Raw genomic sequence first — 16,171 nt, 5'->3', positions numbered from 1 at the left:
TACTCAAGACCGCAAAGGATTGCCAAAAGGACAGTAAAGCTGGGCCCGCAAACCACCACCAGGCTTGTTGGTCAAGCGAAGTGTGCCCCCGTGGCTGAGAATGATTTTATGCGCAATGGCCAAACCTAGGCCCATTCCAGACGAGGTCGAAGTACGTGACGCATCAACGGTAACAAACGGCCTTAGCACATCCTCCAGTCTACTCTCCGGGACGCCAGGCCCCTGATCATCAATATTGATAAATACGCCTGCTGCCTGTACTTGCATCTCCACATAGGCGCTACCTGCATGCTTACAGGCATTATCAATCAAATTCTGTATAGCGCGCCTCAAACTCATTGGTCTACAGTACAAATGCACTGTTTGATCCACGTGATATTCGATGGGTACCGACTCCTCAATCAAGTCTTCACACAAGCTCGCCAATAAATCACCCAAGCTAATACGCCGGATCGGCTCCTCGGTACTATCACCACGTACAAAATCGATAATTGACGCGATCATAAAGCGCATGTCTTTCACTACGCGCTGCAAGCCTTCCCTCTCCTTCTCGTCATGTAATAAATCACAACGCAGCTGCAAGCGGGTCACAGCTGATTTCAAATCGTGGGAAATGGCCGCAAACATTTCAGTTTGGCCATGCAATTGTCGCTGTAGGCGTACTTGCATTTCATTAAAGGCTCGCAGTGCCACGCGGGTTTCTCGTGGACCTACTTCTTCTAAAGACTCAACATCGAGGTTAACGCCAATTTTTTCTGCCGCTCCCGCCAGCCTATTGATCGGTGCGATAAGTTTTAAGATAAGATGCCATGCCAGTAACAAAGCTAGGGCGGTAACCACGACAAGATATATGATCACCCGATCACTAAAGAGCGAGTTTGCCTCAGGAAGCTCTGCATGAAAGGACGCCGTTTCATCATCAGGAAAATGGATATTCACTAAAATATCCACGCGTTTTTTTTGCTCCTGCCCCAACAGCGGCCAAACACCACCAAAACGACGCACACAAACATCAACCTGATAAGAGGGACGTGTCTCGAAAGGTTGAAAAATGCGCCGCGATATTTCAGAAGAAGCACCATCTTGCTGACAAGCAACAGCTTTGATCGGTACGATATCTGGATAAGTGGTTAAAAACTGAGTTTGCGCAGCGCTTAAAATATCATTCCGCTGATTTGCGGGGAAACGGTAAGCTAGATCCACAATCCCCATTATGCGCTGTCCAAAATCTGTCGCTTCGGTAAGGACAACACTCGCATAACGATTCTCCTTATAAATCATTATGCTAATCATGTGTGATACCACAAATACTAAGGTCAGCAGGAGAAGCGCACGCGCCTTAAGCGTATCGGGTATCACCCCTTTCATATCTGGTCTACAGCGCAAGTAAACAGATAGCCCGCCCCCCAAGCGGTTTTAATAATTTCCGGTGACTTAGCATTATCGCCGAGCTTACGACGCAAACGACTAATATGAGAATCAATACTGCGATCAAACGCGGCACTATTACGCCCCTTAGTTAAGGCTAGCAGCCGATCTCGAGACAGAGGAATCTGCGGATTTTGCACAAAAACAAGCAACAAATCAGTTTCGCTGGTCGATAGCGGAATCACTGTAGAGTCATTATCTAACAGTTCCATTCTGGCAGGCTTAAAACGCCACCCAGCAAAACAATACACACCTTGCGCCCGCTGCACAGACGTATTACCACTGCGACGCAGCACGGCCTTAATCCGAGCAATAAGCTCGCGACTCCCAAATGGTTTTACAATGTAGTCATCGGCACCCAGCTCCAGACCAACTACCCTATCGATTTCGTGATCTTTTGCGCTGAGTATTATCACCGGGGGGCTTTCTGGGTCAGCACGGAGTTGACGACATAGCTCAAATCCGTCACGACCTGGCAGCATGACATCCAGCAGGATAAGGTCTGGTTTACGTTGCGAGAGTGCCGCATACATCTCTTCACCATTATCTGCTGTCACGGCGTCATAGCCTTCAGCAACTAACAGCTCTGACACCAACTGCAATATATCTTCGTTGTCGTCGACAACTAGGATACATAACTTTGAATCTATTCCCATCGTGTTTGCCACCAATCCTGCATAAATCCCGCCGAAACTTGCACGCTAACTAGGTACTTGTGGAACGCTTCAATTGGCCTATTTCAAGCCTACTGCGCCTTATCACCTAGCCCAAACAGCCCTAAACTACTATAGTTGCTCGGCTAAAGCCCGCATAAGCAGCTTAGCAGTTCGACAGTCTGGCGAACATCGCAATGGTTTGACAAGTACTATTCTCCGAGTAGTTACTGTTGCAATCAAACTCGGCTATCTGGCACACTTTGTTACAATCCTGACAATACTTTTCACACTTTAGATGCCAAAGTGCTTCGCATAAAATCGGTTAACAGGAGCCTAGATGCAGATTGGAAAAAGCTATTTTAAGCTATCTCTGGCTATCTGCTTCGGGCTTTTGAGTAGTGCCAAGACTATTGCTATTGAGACGCTCAGCGCCAAAGAGCTGAAATATAGTTGTGTCGAATATATTGCAAGCGCCACAAGCCCTAAAGGGGTAATGTGTGATGCCTATCTGCAAGGTTTTGTTTCTGGTAGCAGCCATATTACCGTAGCCGATGCCGAGCAATCAGAATTTACGCAGCGAGCGATAAGAAACCGAGCCCCAGGAGGCAGCATAGCAATTGATTCATTGAAGGGCGCACGGTATTGCCTACCAAGCGACATCAATATTCCAAGCCTCGCCGCGCAGATTGCCACTACCGAGCTGGGTAAAGCTGATCGTTTGGCGAGCGGCCTAATGACACAGGTTTTGAAAACCCACTACCGCTGTTGAGCGAGACTTTGTAGTTACTTCGTCAACAGGGAGTTTCTACAGCAGTATTCATGCTTAACAACACAGAGAGATCTATGAAGCATACCTTCAGTATTTCTGCCTTACTAGCGACTATATGGTTAGCTAATTCGGGCCACTACACAGCCCTGCTGCTGTCTTTCGGTGCAGTCTCGGTGGCACTGGTAGTTTGGCTTAGCCATCGCATGGATGTTGTTGATCACGAATCACAGCCAATACACTTGACGCGAAATATTCCTCGCTACTATTGCTGGCTCGCGGTACAAATCGTTATCAGCAATATCGATGTAGTAAAGCGGGTATGGACTGGCAACAGCAGTATCAGCCCCGGGTTTAAGCGCTTTCCCGTTAGTCAAGAAACCGATATTGGACGTGTAATCTATGCCAATTCGATCAACCTCACTCCCGGCACAATTGCCGTTGAGCTGAGCGACAACGAGGTGCTAGTACATGCCCTCACTCAAGCTAATCTCAATGATCTCGATACAGGCGAAATGGCCCGTCGAGTGGACCTGCTGGAAAAATGATGCTCGCTGTAACGACGGTTACCTTACTACTGGTAATGGCCATGGCAATGGTCAGGGGGTTTGCCGGCCCCACAATATTTGACCGTGTCCTAGCGGCCAACTTATTCGGTACCAAAACAGTTTTACTGATTGCCGTGCTTGGCTTTTTGTTTGGGCGACCTGAGTTCCTCGACATTGCACTGCTTTACGCATTGATGAATTTCATCAGTGTGATCGCGCTCTTACGTTATTTTGAGCACACTCAGAAAGCTGAGGAAGGGCGTTCTGCCGATGAATGATCTATTGGGTTTCTTAAGTGCCGCCCTACTCCTTATGGGCAGTGTTCTCATTTTCACCGGCGCTCTCGGCGTTTTACGGTTTCCTGATATATACAGCCGCATGCATGCCGCTGGCGTAACGGAAACCCTTGCCACCACACTTTTATTAGTAGGCTTAATGCTATTGGCGGGCTGGACTCTGGTTCTGCTCAAACTCGTAATGATCCTATTATTTATTCTATTTACCAGCCCGACTGCAAGCCATGCCCTGGCAAAAGCGGTCTGGCGACACCAACAACACGAAAACAAAGAAGGCGCCTCCCATGACGCGTAACAGCACCAGTGGCATCGCTGCGGCGAGGAGGGTATTACTATAGAACTCTTTATTAACATCAGCCTGCTCAGCCTACTTTTCGCAACAGCCTTAGGCATTGTGTTCAGCCGTGACCTCGTAGCCGTAGTTATGTTAAGCGGTATTTATGGTTTTCTATCCGCTAGCTTTTTCGTCTTGATGGATGCTGTTGACGTTGCCTTTACCGAGGCGGCAGTTGGCTCTGGAATATCACCATTACTTATGTTGCTGACCCTAGCATTAGTTGGTCGCAAAGAAAAAATCAATCGCGGCCGAAGCCTCCCAGCTTTAATTTTGGTATGCATTACCGGTGTGTTATTGCTTATCGGTACGCTTGGCATGCCGACATTTGGCTCGGCAGACGCACCAATCCACTCCCACGTGAGTTCGCGGTATATCAGCCAATCTGCCGACGAAATCGGCATTCCGAATATTGTCACCTCCGTACTGGCCAGCTATCGTGGATTTGATACCTTTGGCGAAGTAGCCGTGATTTTTACCGCCGGCATCGGCGTGTTGTCATTGCTCATGTTAAAACCCACTCAAAGCATAAAGCCCGTTATAGACGGTGCCCATCACCACAAAATACTGCGTATCGTCAGTAAAATTTTAATTCCCCCAATTCTTCTGTTTGCCCTGTATGTGCAGTTTCACGGCGAGTACGGCCCTGGGGGGGGATTCCAGGCGGGCGTAATATTTGCCGCCGCCATTATTTTATACACCATGTTTTTTGGCGTTGACCTCGCCCAGCAAGTTGTCAGTTCAGCCGCGCTAAGGGTGCTAGCCGCCTTCGGTGTGCTTCTCTACGGATCCGTGGGGCTCGTGTCCATGCTCAACGGTGGCACTTTCTTGGATTACTCTGCATTAGCTGAGAACGCGATCACCGCGCAGCACATTGGCATTATTGTTATTGAGCTTGGTGTCGGTATTACCGTCGCCGCCGTGATGGTGATGATTTTTTACAGCTTTGCCACACAGCTGAATAATCCAAGAGAGCCAAACGAATGACACTTCTGTATTCCCACTACAACTATTGGATCGTTGTCGCACTCATGATGGTTGGTTTTTTTATCGTGATTGCCCAAGGCAACTTGGTAAAGAAGCTGGTTGGTCTTAATATCTTCCAGACCTCTGTCTTTATTCTTTATATCAGTGCGGGAAAAATTAACGGTGGTAGTGCGCCCATTCTGAATGACAGTATCACTGTCTATTCCAACCCACTGCCCCACGTCCTCATCCTCACCGCCATAGTCGTCGGTATTGCCACCACTGCGCTTGGCCTAGCGCTGGTAATAAGAATTAACAAAGCCTACGGCACTATTGAAGAGTCTGACATTCAGCAGCGAGACCACTTGTGCTAAGCCATTTACCTATTTTACAAGTTATACTGCCACTACTCGGTGCGCCCGCCTGTCTAATATTAGGGCGCGGCAAGCTGGCGTGGCTATTCGCGCTGTTAGTCAGCGCCCTCAGCTTCATTATTGCCGCTACACTACTCAACACGGTCTATCACGACGGTGTAATTAGCTATGTTCTCGGCGGCTGGCAAGCACCTTGGGGCATTGAGTATCGCATTGATTTATTAAATGCGTGGCTGCTAGTCATCGTATCCGGCAGCAGCACGGTCGCCTTACTCGCCGCACAAAGCAGCATTAATGTCGAAATTCCACAAGACAAGCACACAATCTTTTTTGTCGCTTGGCTACTGTGCCTTGCCGGTCTGCTGGGAATACTCGCTACCGGTGATGCGTTTAACGTCTTTGTCTTTTTAGAAATCTCTTCGCTATCCACCTACACTCTTATTTCGCTCGGGCCCTCTAGGCAGAGCTTATGGGCCGCTTTTCGTTACTTAATTATGGGGACGATTGGCGCCACATTTATCTTAATTGGTATTGGCTTCCTCTACATCATGACCGGCACGCTGAATATGCAGGACTTGGCTACGCGCCTGCCACCAGCGAGTGAATCCTCTACGGTATTTGCCGCTTATGCGTTTATTCTGGTCGGCATCAGCCTGAAACTTGCCTTATTCCCCCTCCATCTCTGGCTACCAAACGCGTACAGTTATGCGCCATCAATCGTCACTACTTTTTTAGCAGCCAGTGCCACCAAGGTCGCGCTTTATTTACTAATTCGTTTTACCTACACGATATTCCCGAGTGAATTCAGTCAAATCGATATACCACTTGAGGATATCTTTATTGCACTGGGTATCGTTGCGGTATTCAGCGCCTCTATTGCCGCGATCTATCAGGCTGACATAAAACGCGCGATCGCTTATTCAAGCGTAGCGCAAATCGGTTATATGATTATTGGTCTAGGTATTGGCGGCGTATTAGGACTACAGGCAACATTACTTCATATTTTCAACCATGCACTCATGAAAGCCACCCTGTTTATGGCACTCGCGGCCATCGCCTACCGTATTGGCGCTACTACCCTAACGGCCATGCAGGGACTAGGTCGGAAGATGCCATGGACAAGTTTGGGTTTTGTAGCCGGCGGCCTAAGCCTTATTGGTGTGCCCTTAACGGCGGGTTTTGTCAGCAAGTGGTATTTGGTTTCCGCGGCTGCATTAAGCGGGCGCTGGCCCCTCGTATTTCTGATTCTATTAGGCTCACTGTTGGCAATCGTCTACATCTGGCGAGTCGTTGAGGCGCTGTACTTTAAACCAGCCGCCGACAACGCCCCCGTTAAGGAAGCTCCTTTTGCAATGCTACTGGCACTCTGGTTGTTAGTCTTCAGTAATATCTATTTTGGCATCGACACGCGCCTGCCTGTTTCTATCAGCGCCGAAGCGGCAATTGCATTACAGGAGGGTCGGCATTAATGAGCGCGCCAAACCTGTTAATAGATGCAGCGATTCTAACGCCCTTAATTGCGGTGCTGGGTGTACTTGCCTTTTCTCGCATGCAGAATATCCGCGAAGCGGTATCGATCCTCGCCGGTTTTGCGCTGATCGCAATCAATTTAGCGCTGTACTTCAGCTTTAATGAAGGACAAGAACTGTCTCGGCACTGGCTGGAGATTCTGCCGGGGCTGAGTTTAAGCTTCAAAGTTGATGCAATGGGGCTGGTGTTTAGCCTTGTGGCCAGTTTACTTTGGCCCGTGACCACCTTATATGCCATCGGCTATATGCGCGGTCACAATGAAGATAATCAGACCCGATTCTACGCTTGCTTTGCCATATCCTTGGCGGCAGTAATGGCGATTGCCTACGCAGAAAACCTGTTCACTCTATTTGTTTTCTACGAAGTTTTATCGTTATGCACCTACCCCCTAGTAACCCATGCTGGCACCGAAAAAGCCAAACAAGGTGGCCGTATCTACCTTGGGATACTAATGGGTACGTCGATTGCTTTCTTCCTTCCTGCGATTATTGTGACATGGCTAGTGTCCGGCACCCTCGACTTTCGCCCCGGCGGCATTTTCCCTGAGCAATTAAGCACTGGCTTACTGTCTCTGCTTCTCGCGCTCTACGTCTTCGGTGTAGCAAAGGCGGCTGTCATGCCATTTCACCGCTGGTTACCTGCGGCAATGGTCGCTCCAACTCCGGTCAGCGCCTTACTCCACGCCGTGGCCGTGGTAAAAGCTGGGGTGTTCAGTCTTGTTAAAATTTTAGTCTTCATTTTCGGGCTAGAGACGCTGCAGCAAATCCCAGCAACAGATTACCTGCTGTATCTAGCCGGTGCAGGCGTGGTCTTGGCATCGTTGGTCGCCCTCCGCCAAGACAATCTTAAAGCTCGGTTAGCCTACTCCACAGTCAGCCAACTAGGTTACATCACCGTTGGGGCGCTGCTTGCTGTTGAAAGTGGCGTAGTGGGCAGCGTGATGCACATAGCAACCCATGCGGTCGGCAAAATAACCCTGTTCTTCTGCGCAGGCGCCATTTTAGTGGCCAGTCACAAAAGCGATATTAGCGATATGGCCGGGCTCGGCAAACAAATGCCCATCACGATGGCTGCCTTTTTTATTGCCTCGCTCAGTATTATTGGCCTGCCACCCACTGCGGGAACGTGGAGCAAATGGTGGCTACTTACGGCTACATTGGAAACCGAGCAACTTGTTCTCATGGCCGTATTATTACTCAGCTCCCTACTAAACATCGCCTACCTGCTGCCCATTCCGCTGCGCGCCTTCTTTTCGGGCAATGGCCAGCAGGCCGGCCCGGTCGTCATTAAAGAGGCGCCACCAGCGGCGCTGCTTGCACTGTGTATTACTGCCGGAGCCTGCGTACTCTTGTTTTTCTTCCCCAATCCGCTTTTCGAATTGGTATCCCAGATATTTACGGAGGGAACGCGATGAGCAATTCCCAGGACTTTTTCGACCGGCCCGAAACACTGCGCCGTATTCTTTTTAGCCTTTATGTTATTTGCGGCCTGCTATTCGGTTTGGATTTTATTATTCATCGCCATACCGAGCACCCGCTGGAAGGCCTCTACGGATTTTACCCCTTATACGGCTTTATTGGCTGCGTCGTACTTGTGATCGTTGCAAGCTGGATGCGCAAAGGTTTAATGCGTGACGAAGATTATTATCAGCAGTCCGGCCTGATTCGCAAGGAGGACAATCATGCTGGGGATTGAATTACCGCCGTTTCTTATTTTTTACCTAGGCGCTGTCATCGCCCTCCTAGGCGGCGCAAGCTGGCGCGGCCCGGTCATGATCGTGGTCATTCTTCTAAGCGCTCTAAACCTCTGGCAATTACCTGCGATCTATAGTGTCGAAACCGAGCTAATGGGCATGGCCCTCAAGCCAATTCACATTGATCGCTTGAGTTTATTGTTCGGCTATTTATTCCATATTGCCGCGCTAATCAGTGTAATTTATTCCCTCCACATCAAAGATCGCATGCAACAAGTGGCCGCTATGCTCTATGCAGGCAGTGCGTTGGGTGCCGTCTTTGCTGGCGATTTACTGACTTTATTTGTTTTTTGGGAAATGCTGGCCATCACCTCGGTGTTTTTAATTTGGGCCAGACGCACCGAAAGAGCCTATAGCGCGGGGATGCGCTACCTGATTATTCAGGTTATCTCAGGACTACTTCTGCTGGTCGGTATCATCTTGCATGCCCAACAAAGCGCTAGCCTGATGTTTACCGAAATCGGCCTAGGCTCTATGGCAAGCTGGTTTATGTTCATGGCGTTCGGCATCAAGTGCGCCTTCCCGTTCTTCCATAACTGGCTAACCGATGCCTATCCTGAAGCAACCCCAACCGGTACTGTATTTTTAAGCGCCTTCACCACTAAAGTTGCCGTGTATGCTATGGCAAGAGGCTTTCCCGGCACTGAATTGCTGGTGTATATCGGCGCCACCATGGCCTGTTTCCCTATATTCTTCGCCGTTATTGAAAACGACTTACGTCGCGTACTCGCCTATAGCTTGGTTAACCAGCTAGGTTTTATGATGGTGGGTATTGGTATTGGCACAGAGCTAGGTATCAACGGCGCCGTTGCACACGCCTTTAACGACGTCATCTTTAAAGGCCTGCTATTTATGTCTATGGGCGCGGTGCTATATCGCACTGGGCGCATTAATGGCTCCGAACTCGGCGGCCTTTATAAATCGATGCCGAAAACCGCCATACTCTGTATTGTTGGCGCGGCCTCTATATCAGCATTCCCACTGTTTAGCGGCTTTGTCAGCAAATCAATGATCATGTCGGCAGCGCTCAAAGAGAACTTTGATATCGTTTGGTTATTGTTGCTATTCGCGTCAGCGGGTGTATTTCATCACGCCGGTATTAAAATTCCTTACTTCGCTTTTTTTGCACACGATTCAGGTATTCGCTGCAAAGAAGCCCCTTGGAATATGCTATTAGCAATGGGCATTGCCGCCACGCTATGTATTGCCATAGGCATCTTTCCGCAATTGCTTTATCAGCATCTGCCCTTCCCCACCAATTACAGCGCCTATGACGTGAGCCACATTCTCACCCAGACTCAGCTGCTATTTTTCTCGGCACTGGCGTTTGTTTGGCTAAATCTGAAAGGTTTGTATCCACCCGAATTACCGTCAACCAACTTAGACGTAGATTGGCTGTATAGACGCCCGATACCGATGTTTATCAATGCCTGCGGCCGAGTTTTCCGTAAGGTAGACACATATGCTCGTGGGCAAATAATCAGCGCAGGCCATGCCTTCGAACAAAGACTAGGCAACTTGCACGGCAGTAATGGAATATTTTCCCGCACTATATCAATTAGCAGCATGGTGGCATGGATGGTCGCGCTACTCGCATTGCTACTAATAATCCGATTTATATAGTAATACTAAGGCCCGTCGTCGGACGGGCCTAATTTTACCTACAACTACCCCCTCCAATAAAAAACTCCCTTTTAGTGAAAAAGCCCTTCATCGCTTAACCCTGTCTTAACCCGCAATCCACTACTCTTCACTGCAAGAATAGTCCTCGCTGTCTGGCGGCCACGGACTATTTCCTTTGACAGCAAGCGAATACAGGGAATCAACCATTGCCTACATCAACCACTACTCAGCGTTTGGCCGCGCTTTGCCTGAGCTCTGCAATTTTGGTTGGCTGCGCGGCTACACCGAATAGCCATAGCTACGCAGATCAAGCCCGACGGGATTTTGCGCCTATTACGAACACCACTGCAGAGAAAAGCGAAGCGAATTTGATAAGCCTGCCGGACCTTATCGGTTCAAACAGTCTTAATGCACTAATTTCACGTGCCGTCGACGCTAACCCTAGCCTGCAGCAAACCTTACTCACCTTAAAAATAAGTCAAATGGAACGCCGCCAAACTGGCGCGGCCAGACTTCCCGAACTGGACGCAGGTCTCAACGCAGCCAAGCAAGATACAAAGGACAGCAGCGCAGCAAACAACGACACAAGCTATAGCGGCTCATTGACACTCAACTGGCAACTCGATGTGTGGGGCAAGTTGAACGATCGCTACCTGGCGGCCGCTAAAGATATTGCCGAGCAGCAGGCGTTGTATCAATCAGCAAAGGACGCACTCGCGGCCGAAGTAATAACCGCCTGGCTAAACAGCATCGCCCTAGGGCATGCCATTGATATTGAAAGCCAGCGACATAGCAGTCTTGAACAAACCGCCAAATTTATCGAAAACCGCTACCGCAGCGGACTCGGTAAACTCGAAGATATCGATACTGCGCGCAGCGCCGTGTATCGATCAAAAGCCACCATGGCGGAATACGCTGAAGACTTAGCTCGCCAGCGGCGCGCTTTAAGCCAATTACTTGGCCAGAGTGATCTTGTCGATTATCAGCCGACCACACACTACCCTGATGTATTGCTGCCGATAGAGGCTCTGCCTAATCAAAATCTACAACGACGCCCGGACTTACAAGCCGCGTACCTAGCCATTGAGGCCAAAGCCCTACGCAGCAAGGCCGCATACAAAGACATGTTACCCAGTCTTAGCTTACAGGCGGCACTTACCGACTCAGCGACATCCCTCTCATCGGCATTACTAAAAAGTCCTGCTTGGTCGCTGTTAGGACAATTAGTCGCGCCGATATATCGCGGCGGCGAGCTGCGCGCCGCCGCAAAAATTGCTGATTTAGAAACTGCCCAAGGCTACCAAGTGTTCAGAGAAGCACTTCTCACCGCAGTTGCCGAAGTAGAAGATGCACTTGGCAGTGAACAGGAGTTAGCCAAACGTCAGCGCCACATTACCGATGCACTTGCTGCCGCCGAACGCACCGAAGCCCAGTATCAAAGTAAATACCGCGCGGGCTTAGTGGACATTCTCGACTTGCTCAGTGTGCAACAGCAAAACTATGACCTAGCAGCGCAACTCGACAATCTTATTTATCAACGACTCGCGAACCGGATCACCCTCGGTCTCGCCTTGGGCCTTGGAGTACAAGCATGAGCCGCAAACTATCCCCTAAACTTATTCTACTGCTAACCATCGCCCTGCTCATTTCTGTTGTTCTCTATGTGATGGCCGCCAGCAAAGCGCAAATGAAAAAACCCATGCCAAAACCGGCAGAACAGCACGAGAAGGCTAGTGTAAGTACCACCATCGTCAATATCGGCGAGTATCAGGCCAGTATTATTGGTCATGGCGAAATGAAGGCCCGGTATCAATTAGCCTTAACAGCCTACGTTAGCGGCCGCATCGAATCCTTATCAACCGACTTTGAAGCCGGTCAGTTGGTTAAAGCCGGCGCCCTACTCGCAAAGATCGAAGACAGTGATTACCGCGCGACCGTTGCCAAGGCAAAATATGATTTGGAAGCCGCTAAGCAGGCCCTACTTGAAGCCGAACGTGAGCAGGCTCAGGCCCAAATAGAGTGGCAGGCGTCAGGTTTAGACGGCGATCCTGACTCAGAATTGGTCTTGCACAAACCCCAAGTCGCTACCGCTAAAGCCGCCGTGAACCAGGCCACGGCCACTTTAAGCAGTGCATTAAAAGACCTCGAACAAAGCCGTATTACCGCGCCTTTTGACGCGGTAATTGTGTCGCGCGATATTGCACCAGGCAGTTTTGTACAAACAGGCAGTGCGATTGGCACCTTATACAGTGCCAGCCGCTTAGAAGCAGAAATTCCACTGAGCGCCCAACAGTGGCAAAGCCTGCCCACGACCGAGAACATAAACGCTACGCCATTAACGGCAACAATTACGGATGTGGAGACCGGCGCTTCATGGACAGGGCAGGTATTGCGCACCGAGGGTCACCTCGATAGCAGCACCCGCCAACGCGCACTGGTGGTGGCAGTAGAATCACCCATGACGAAATCACCAAGCTTAATTCCCGGCACCTTCGTCAAAGCCAGTATTCAAGGCCGTCCGGTAGAGGGACTATGGGAACTGCCAAGCTCCGCCCTTAGCCAGCGGGGCAAAATTTGGTATATCGACGCCAACAGCCTGTTAGCAAGTTTCGATGCCACGCCCCAATTTAGTATTGGCGACAAACTCTATCTAACTCCCCCAGCGCAACTCGCCAGCGCCGCCCAACACGTGCTGATTCATCCATTAAGTAGCTATACCGAAGGGATGGGTGCACAGCCCCAGGAGTTAGAAAATGAATAACGGTGGACCCATGCGGGGTATTATTTCCTGGTTTGCCAGCAATCCGGTCGCCGCCAACTTGATGCTGCTACTGGTGATCGTGCTTGGCGTAATGGAAATGGGCAGCATTCGCAAAGAAGCTTTTCCCAGTTTAGAACCCGATAAGATAACCGTGTCGATGGTCTACGACAGCGGTTCAGCCGAGCAGGCAGAAGAAGGCCTGACCATCAAAATCGAAGATTCATTAGAAGATGTTATCGGCATTAAATCCCTTACCAGTAGCTCGACTGCCAATGGTGTGTCGGTAACCGTCGAAAAGAAAACCAATTATGATTTAGACGTATTATTGCGCGATGTAAAATCCGCAGTCGATGCCATCTCCAATCTTCCCGACCAAGCTGAACAAGCTGTTATTGAGAAGGCGCAACGACAAGAACACGCGCTCTGGCTGCAACTTTATGGCGAAATGGATCGCCATAACCTTCAACAATTAGCTGAGCGACTCAAAACGGATTTACTCGCCAATCCCAATGTTAGCAAGGTCAGTATTAGTGGCAAGCTCGACCCCATGATGTCGATCGAAATTGATGAGGGCCGCTTGCAAGCCTACGGCCTAAGCTTGTCCGATGTTGAAACCGCGGTTAACAATGGCTCTACGACGACGCGCACACCGGTGCTGAATGAAAAAAATATCTATCTGCAATTAAAAACCGCACAGCAGGCATATGAGAAAAAAGAGTTTGCCAATATTCCTCTGTTAACAAGCACTGAGGGCACCGAAATTCGCCTCGGTGACGTTGCCACTATCCACGACACATTTGATGACGAAGGTTCAGTTTTGTCCCGCTTTGGCGGCAAAGACAGCATCGCTATGCAAGTTATCACCACTGGGAACGATGATATTTCCAATACCGTAAAAGGAGCTCAGCAGGTTGTAGACCAGTGGCTTGAAGATGGCCGTCTGCCAGAGTCCGTGCGACTGGCAAGCTGGTATGATCGCAGCGAAAGCATCATGGATCGCCTCAATCTACTCGTAAAAAATGCCCTGCTCGGCGTAATACTGGTATTTGTTATGCTGGCGCTATTCTTAAATTTAAGTGTGGCAATCTGGGTTGCACTGGGCCTGCCGTTTATCTATTTCGGCACCCTGTTTTTAATGGGCGATAGCGTCATGGGCATGTCGCTAAATCAATTCTCTACCTTCGGGCTAATCATGGCGCTGGGGATAGTTGTCGACGATGCGGTGGTGATAGGCGAAAGTATTTATACTCAGCGCGCTAAATATGGCGACACCTTGGACAATACCATTAAGGGCACGATGAATGTCGCCCTGCCGACCCTGTTCGGCATACTCACCACCGTCGCTGCTTTTTATTCACTCTCCAAAGTCAGCGGTAATTTGGGTCAGATTTACTCTCAGTTCGCCGTGGTAGTGGGTATCTGTCTGCTACTGTCAGCAGTGGAATCTAAATTAATTCTGCCGTCTCACCTCGCGCACTTGAATACCCGGCAAAACGCAGCGAAAAATCCATTAACAAAGGGCTGGCAGAAATTACAGAACGCCATTGATGCAGGCGTATTTTGGTTTACCGAACGTTGCTATCGCGAAGTGATTGAAACAGCTTTGCGCCAGCGCTATGCCGTTCTGGTGTTGTTCCTCACTATTTTCATTGGTGTGGCAAGCATGCCATTCACCGGCGCAGTGAAATTGAGTTTCTTTCCTTCCATTAGTGGCGATACCACCCAAGCAGCTCTGACTATGCAGGCTGACGCCAGCTTTGGTATTACCCATCAAAATTTACTGACACTGGAAAAAACCGCGTATACCGCCGATGCTCAGTTACGTGGCAATGTCGGAGACACCAGTATCGTCAATCTACAACTGCTATCAAGCGGTATTCAATCTGGCCAAGTGACCGTCGAGTTAAGCGAGGACACCCCTTATAGCATGGATGCATTCACCTCGCGCTGGCGTAAACTCGCCGGCAACTTAGAAGGCGCACTGTCCTTAACCATTCGCAGTCACCGCCACATGGCAGATGCCCTGCGCGTTGAATTACGCTCTAGCGATGACGACGTATTGGCCGCAGCGGGCCAAGCATTGAAAGAAAAACTAGAAGCCATCCCCGCGGTGAATGGCATTGAAGACAACCTTACCCCCGGTCAACCCCAGGTTGTGCTGAAGTTAAATGACCAAGGTCGAGCGCTGGGTTTAACCACCCAGGGTCTAGCAACTCAAGTCCTGCAAGCCTTTGAAGGCCAAGTAGTACAACGCTTCCAGCGCAGTACTGACGAAGTCGAAGTAAAAGTGCGTTACCCAGAATCTGACCGAGGTAATCCATCTAATTTATTGGCAGCCAAGATTCGCACCAGCGATGGCAGTGTGGTGCCACTGTCGAGTATTGCCACCATCGACTATGGCTTCACCCGGCAATCGATTTCCCGTATCGACAATATGCGCGCCATCTATATTTCATCCGATGTCGATAAAAACCTGCTGTCTTCGACCGAGCTCGTTGCCCAACTAAAAAACCAGATCATTCCACCACTGCTTAAAAAATACCCCGGCTTAGATGTGCATTTTGCCGGCGAAGCTGAAGAGCAGGCAGAAACCCAAACATCAATGGCTAAGGTGTCGATTATGGCGCTGCTGATCATTTTTATGCTGCTGGCCATTCCGCTACAATCTTATGTGCAGCCCCTAATTATCATGACCGCCATTCCCTTTGGGGTGGTCGGCGCTATTCTAGGCCACTGGTTTAATGACCTGCCCTTGGGTATCCTCTCGTTTAACGGCATTATCGCCCTGAGTGGCGTAGTGGTGAATGACAGCCTATTACTGGTATCGCGATTCAATGAAATTAAAAAAGAAGCCGACAATATCCACGATGCGATCAGCGAAGCTTGCCGCAGTCGCCTACGCGCCGTGTTTTTAACGTCGGTCACTACCTACGTAGGTCTAGCACCGTTAATGGGCGAAACCTCAACGCAGGCGCAATTTCTCATTCCCGCGGCAGTATCACTTGCTTACGGCATTCTGTTTGCGACAGTTATAACGCTTATCATTATTCCCTCTCTGTTGTATGTTCAACACGATGTTGCCACGCTATTTACTCGGGCAAAGAATCGCTTACTTACGACTACCATCACATAATTG

The 16,171-nt window shown here is 49.6% G+C and carries 15 protein-coding genes; 13 read left to right on the top strand and 2 right to left on the bottom strand.

The window, feature by feature from the left end; translation table 11 throughout:
* Positions 1 to 3: 3 nt before the first annotated feature.
* Both ABD836_RS10135 and ABD836_RS10130 read right to left on the bottom strand, forming a co-directional pair.
* On the bottom strand, positions 4 to 1,293 hold the full coding sequence (locus ABD836_RS10135) for a sensor histidine kinase (protein ID WP_344935353.1): 1,290 nt from the start codon (positions 1,291 to 1,293) through the stop codon (positions 4 to 6).
* 71 nt (positions 1,294 to 1,364) lie between these two features.
* Positions 1,365 to 2,084: a response regulator transcription factor gene (locus ABD836_RS10130; RefSeq protein ID WP_344935350.1), complete on the bottom strand. Its 720-nt coding sequence runs from the start codon at positions 2,082 to 2,084 to the stop codon at positions 1,365 to 1,367.
* Between the two features lie 337 nt (positions 2,085 to 2,421).
* Here ABD836_RS10130 and ABD836_RS10125 point away from each other — a divergent pair, with 337 nt between their 5' ends.
* From ABD836_RS10125 to ABD836_RS10065, 13 genes are all read left to right on the top strand, one after another.
* A complete protein-coding gene (locus ABD836_RS10125; protein ID WP_344935348.1) occupies positions 2,422 to 2,853 on the top strand; it encodes a Rap1a family protein in 432 nt (143 codons plus the stop codon).
* 74 nt (positions 2,854 to 2,927) lie between these two features.
* On the top strand, positions 2,928 to 3,398 hold the full coding sequence (locus tag ABD836_RS10120) for a Na+/H+ antiporter subunit E (protein ID WP_344935346.1): 471 nt from the start codon (positions 2,928 to 2,930) through the stop codon (positions 3,396 to 3,398).
* Positions 3,395 to 3,676 (top strand): MrpF/PhaF family protein, encoded by a 282-nt coding sequence (locus tag ABD836_RS10115; protein ID WP_344935344.1) that lies wholly within the window; start codon positions 3,395 to 3,397, stop codon positions 3,674 to 3,676. Before ABD836_RS10120 ends, ABD836_RS10115 begins: the two co-directional genes overlap by 4 nt.
* Positions 3,669 to 3,989 carry a monovalent cation/H(+) antiporter subunit G gene (gene mnhG / locus ABD836_RS10110; protein WP_344935341.1) on the top strand — a complete coding sequence of 107 codons (321 nt, stop codon included), beginning with the start codon at positions 3,669 to 3,671 and terminating at the stop codon, positions 3,987 to 3,989. The genes ABD836_RS10115 and mnhG overlap by 8 nt, the downstream gene beginning before the upstream one ends.
* A 33-nt stretch (positions 3,990 to 4,022) precedes the next feature.
* Entirely contained in the window at positions 4,023 to 5,015 is a 993-nt protein-coding gene (locus ABD836_RS10105) for a DUF4040 domain-containing protein (RefSeq protein ID WP_344935913.1), read from the top strand.
* Positions 5,012 to 5,368: a cation:proton antiporter subunit C gene (locus ABD836_RS10100; protein ID WP_344935338.1), complete on the top strand. Its 357-nt coding sequence runs from the start codon at positions 5,012 to 5,014 to the stop codon at positions 5,366 to 5,368. Before ABD836_RS10105 ends, ABD836_RS10100 begins: the two co-directional genes overlap by 4 nt.
* Complete coding sequence (locus ABD836_RS10095; RefSeq protein WP_344935336.1) at positions 5,362 to 6,837, top strand: monovalent cation/H+ antiporter subunit D family protein; 1,476 nt, start codon at positions 5,362 to 5,364, stop codon at positions 6,835 to 6,837. The genes ABD836_RS10100 and ABD836_RS10095 overlap by 7 nt, the downstream gene beginning before the upstream one ends.
* Complete coding sequence (locus ABD836_RS10090; RefSeq protein WP_344935334.1) at positions 6,837 to 8,312, top strand: proton-conducting transporter transmembrane domain-containing protein; 1,476 nt, start codon at positions 6,837 to 6,839, stop codon at positions 8,310 to 8,312. The genes ABD836_RS10095 and ABD836_RS10090 overlap by 1 nt, the downstream gene beginning before the upstream one ends.
* Positions 8,309 to 8,593 carry a hypothetical protein gene (locus tag ABD836_RS10085; protein ID WP_344935331.1) on the top strand — a complete coding sequence of 95 codons (285 nt, stop codon included), beginning with the start codon at positions 8,309 to 8,311 and terminating at the stop codon, positions 8,591 to 8,593. The genes ABD836_RS10090 and ABD836_RS10085 overlap by 4 nt, the downstream gene beginning before the upstream one ends.
* Positions 8,580 to 10,274, top strand: a complete 1,695-nt coding sequence (locus tag ABD836_RS10080) for a Na(+)/H(+) antiporter subunit D (protein WP_344935329.1) — start codon at positions 8,580 to 8,582, stop codon at positions 10,272 to 10,274. The genes ABD836_RS10085 and ABD836_RS10080 overlap by 14 nt, the downstream gene beginning before the upstream one ends.
* A gap of 206 nt (positions 10,275 to 10,480) precedes the next feature.
* A complete protein-coding gene (locus tag ABD836_RS10075) occupies positions 10,481 to 11,869 on the top strand; it encodes a TolC family protein (RefSeq protein WP_344935328.1) in 1,389 nt (462 codons plus the stop codon).
* A complete protein-coding gene (locus ABD836_RS10070) occupies positions 11,866 to 13,035 on the top strand; it encodes an efflux RND transporter periplasmic adaptor subunit (RefSeq protein ID WP_344935325.1) in 1,170 nt (389 codons plus the stop codon). The genes ABD836_RS10075 and ABD836_RS10070 overlap by 4 nt, the downstream gene beginning before the upstream one ends.
* Positions 13,028 to 16,168 carry an efflux RND transporter permease subunit gene (locus tag ABD836_RS10065; RefSeq protein ID WP_344935323.1) on the top strand — a complete coding sequence of 1,047 codons (3,141 nt, stop codon included), beginning with the start codon at positions 13,028 to 13,030 and terminating at the stop codon, positions 16,166 to 16,168. Before ABD836_RS10070 ends, ABD836_RS10065 begins: the two co-directional genes overlap by 8 nt.
* Positions 16,169 to 16,171 lie beyond the last annotated feature (3 nt).

Origin of the sequence: Zhongshania borealis (genome assembly GCF_039539625.1) — a bacterium.
GTDB classification, from domain to species: Bacteria; Pseudomonadota; Gammaproteobacteria; order Pseudomonadales; family Spongiibacteraceae; genus Spongiibacter; species Spongiibacter borealis.
The sequence above is the reverse complement of the archived record's forward strand: the minus strand, read 5'-3'. Positions and strand labels throughout refer to the sequence as shown.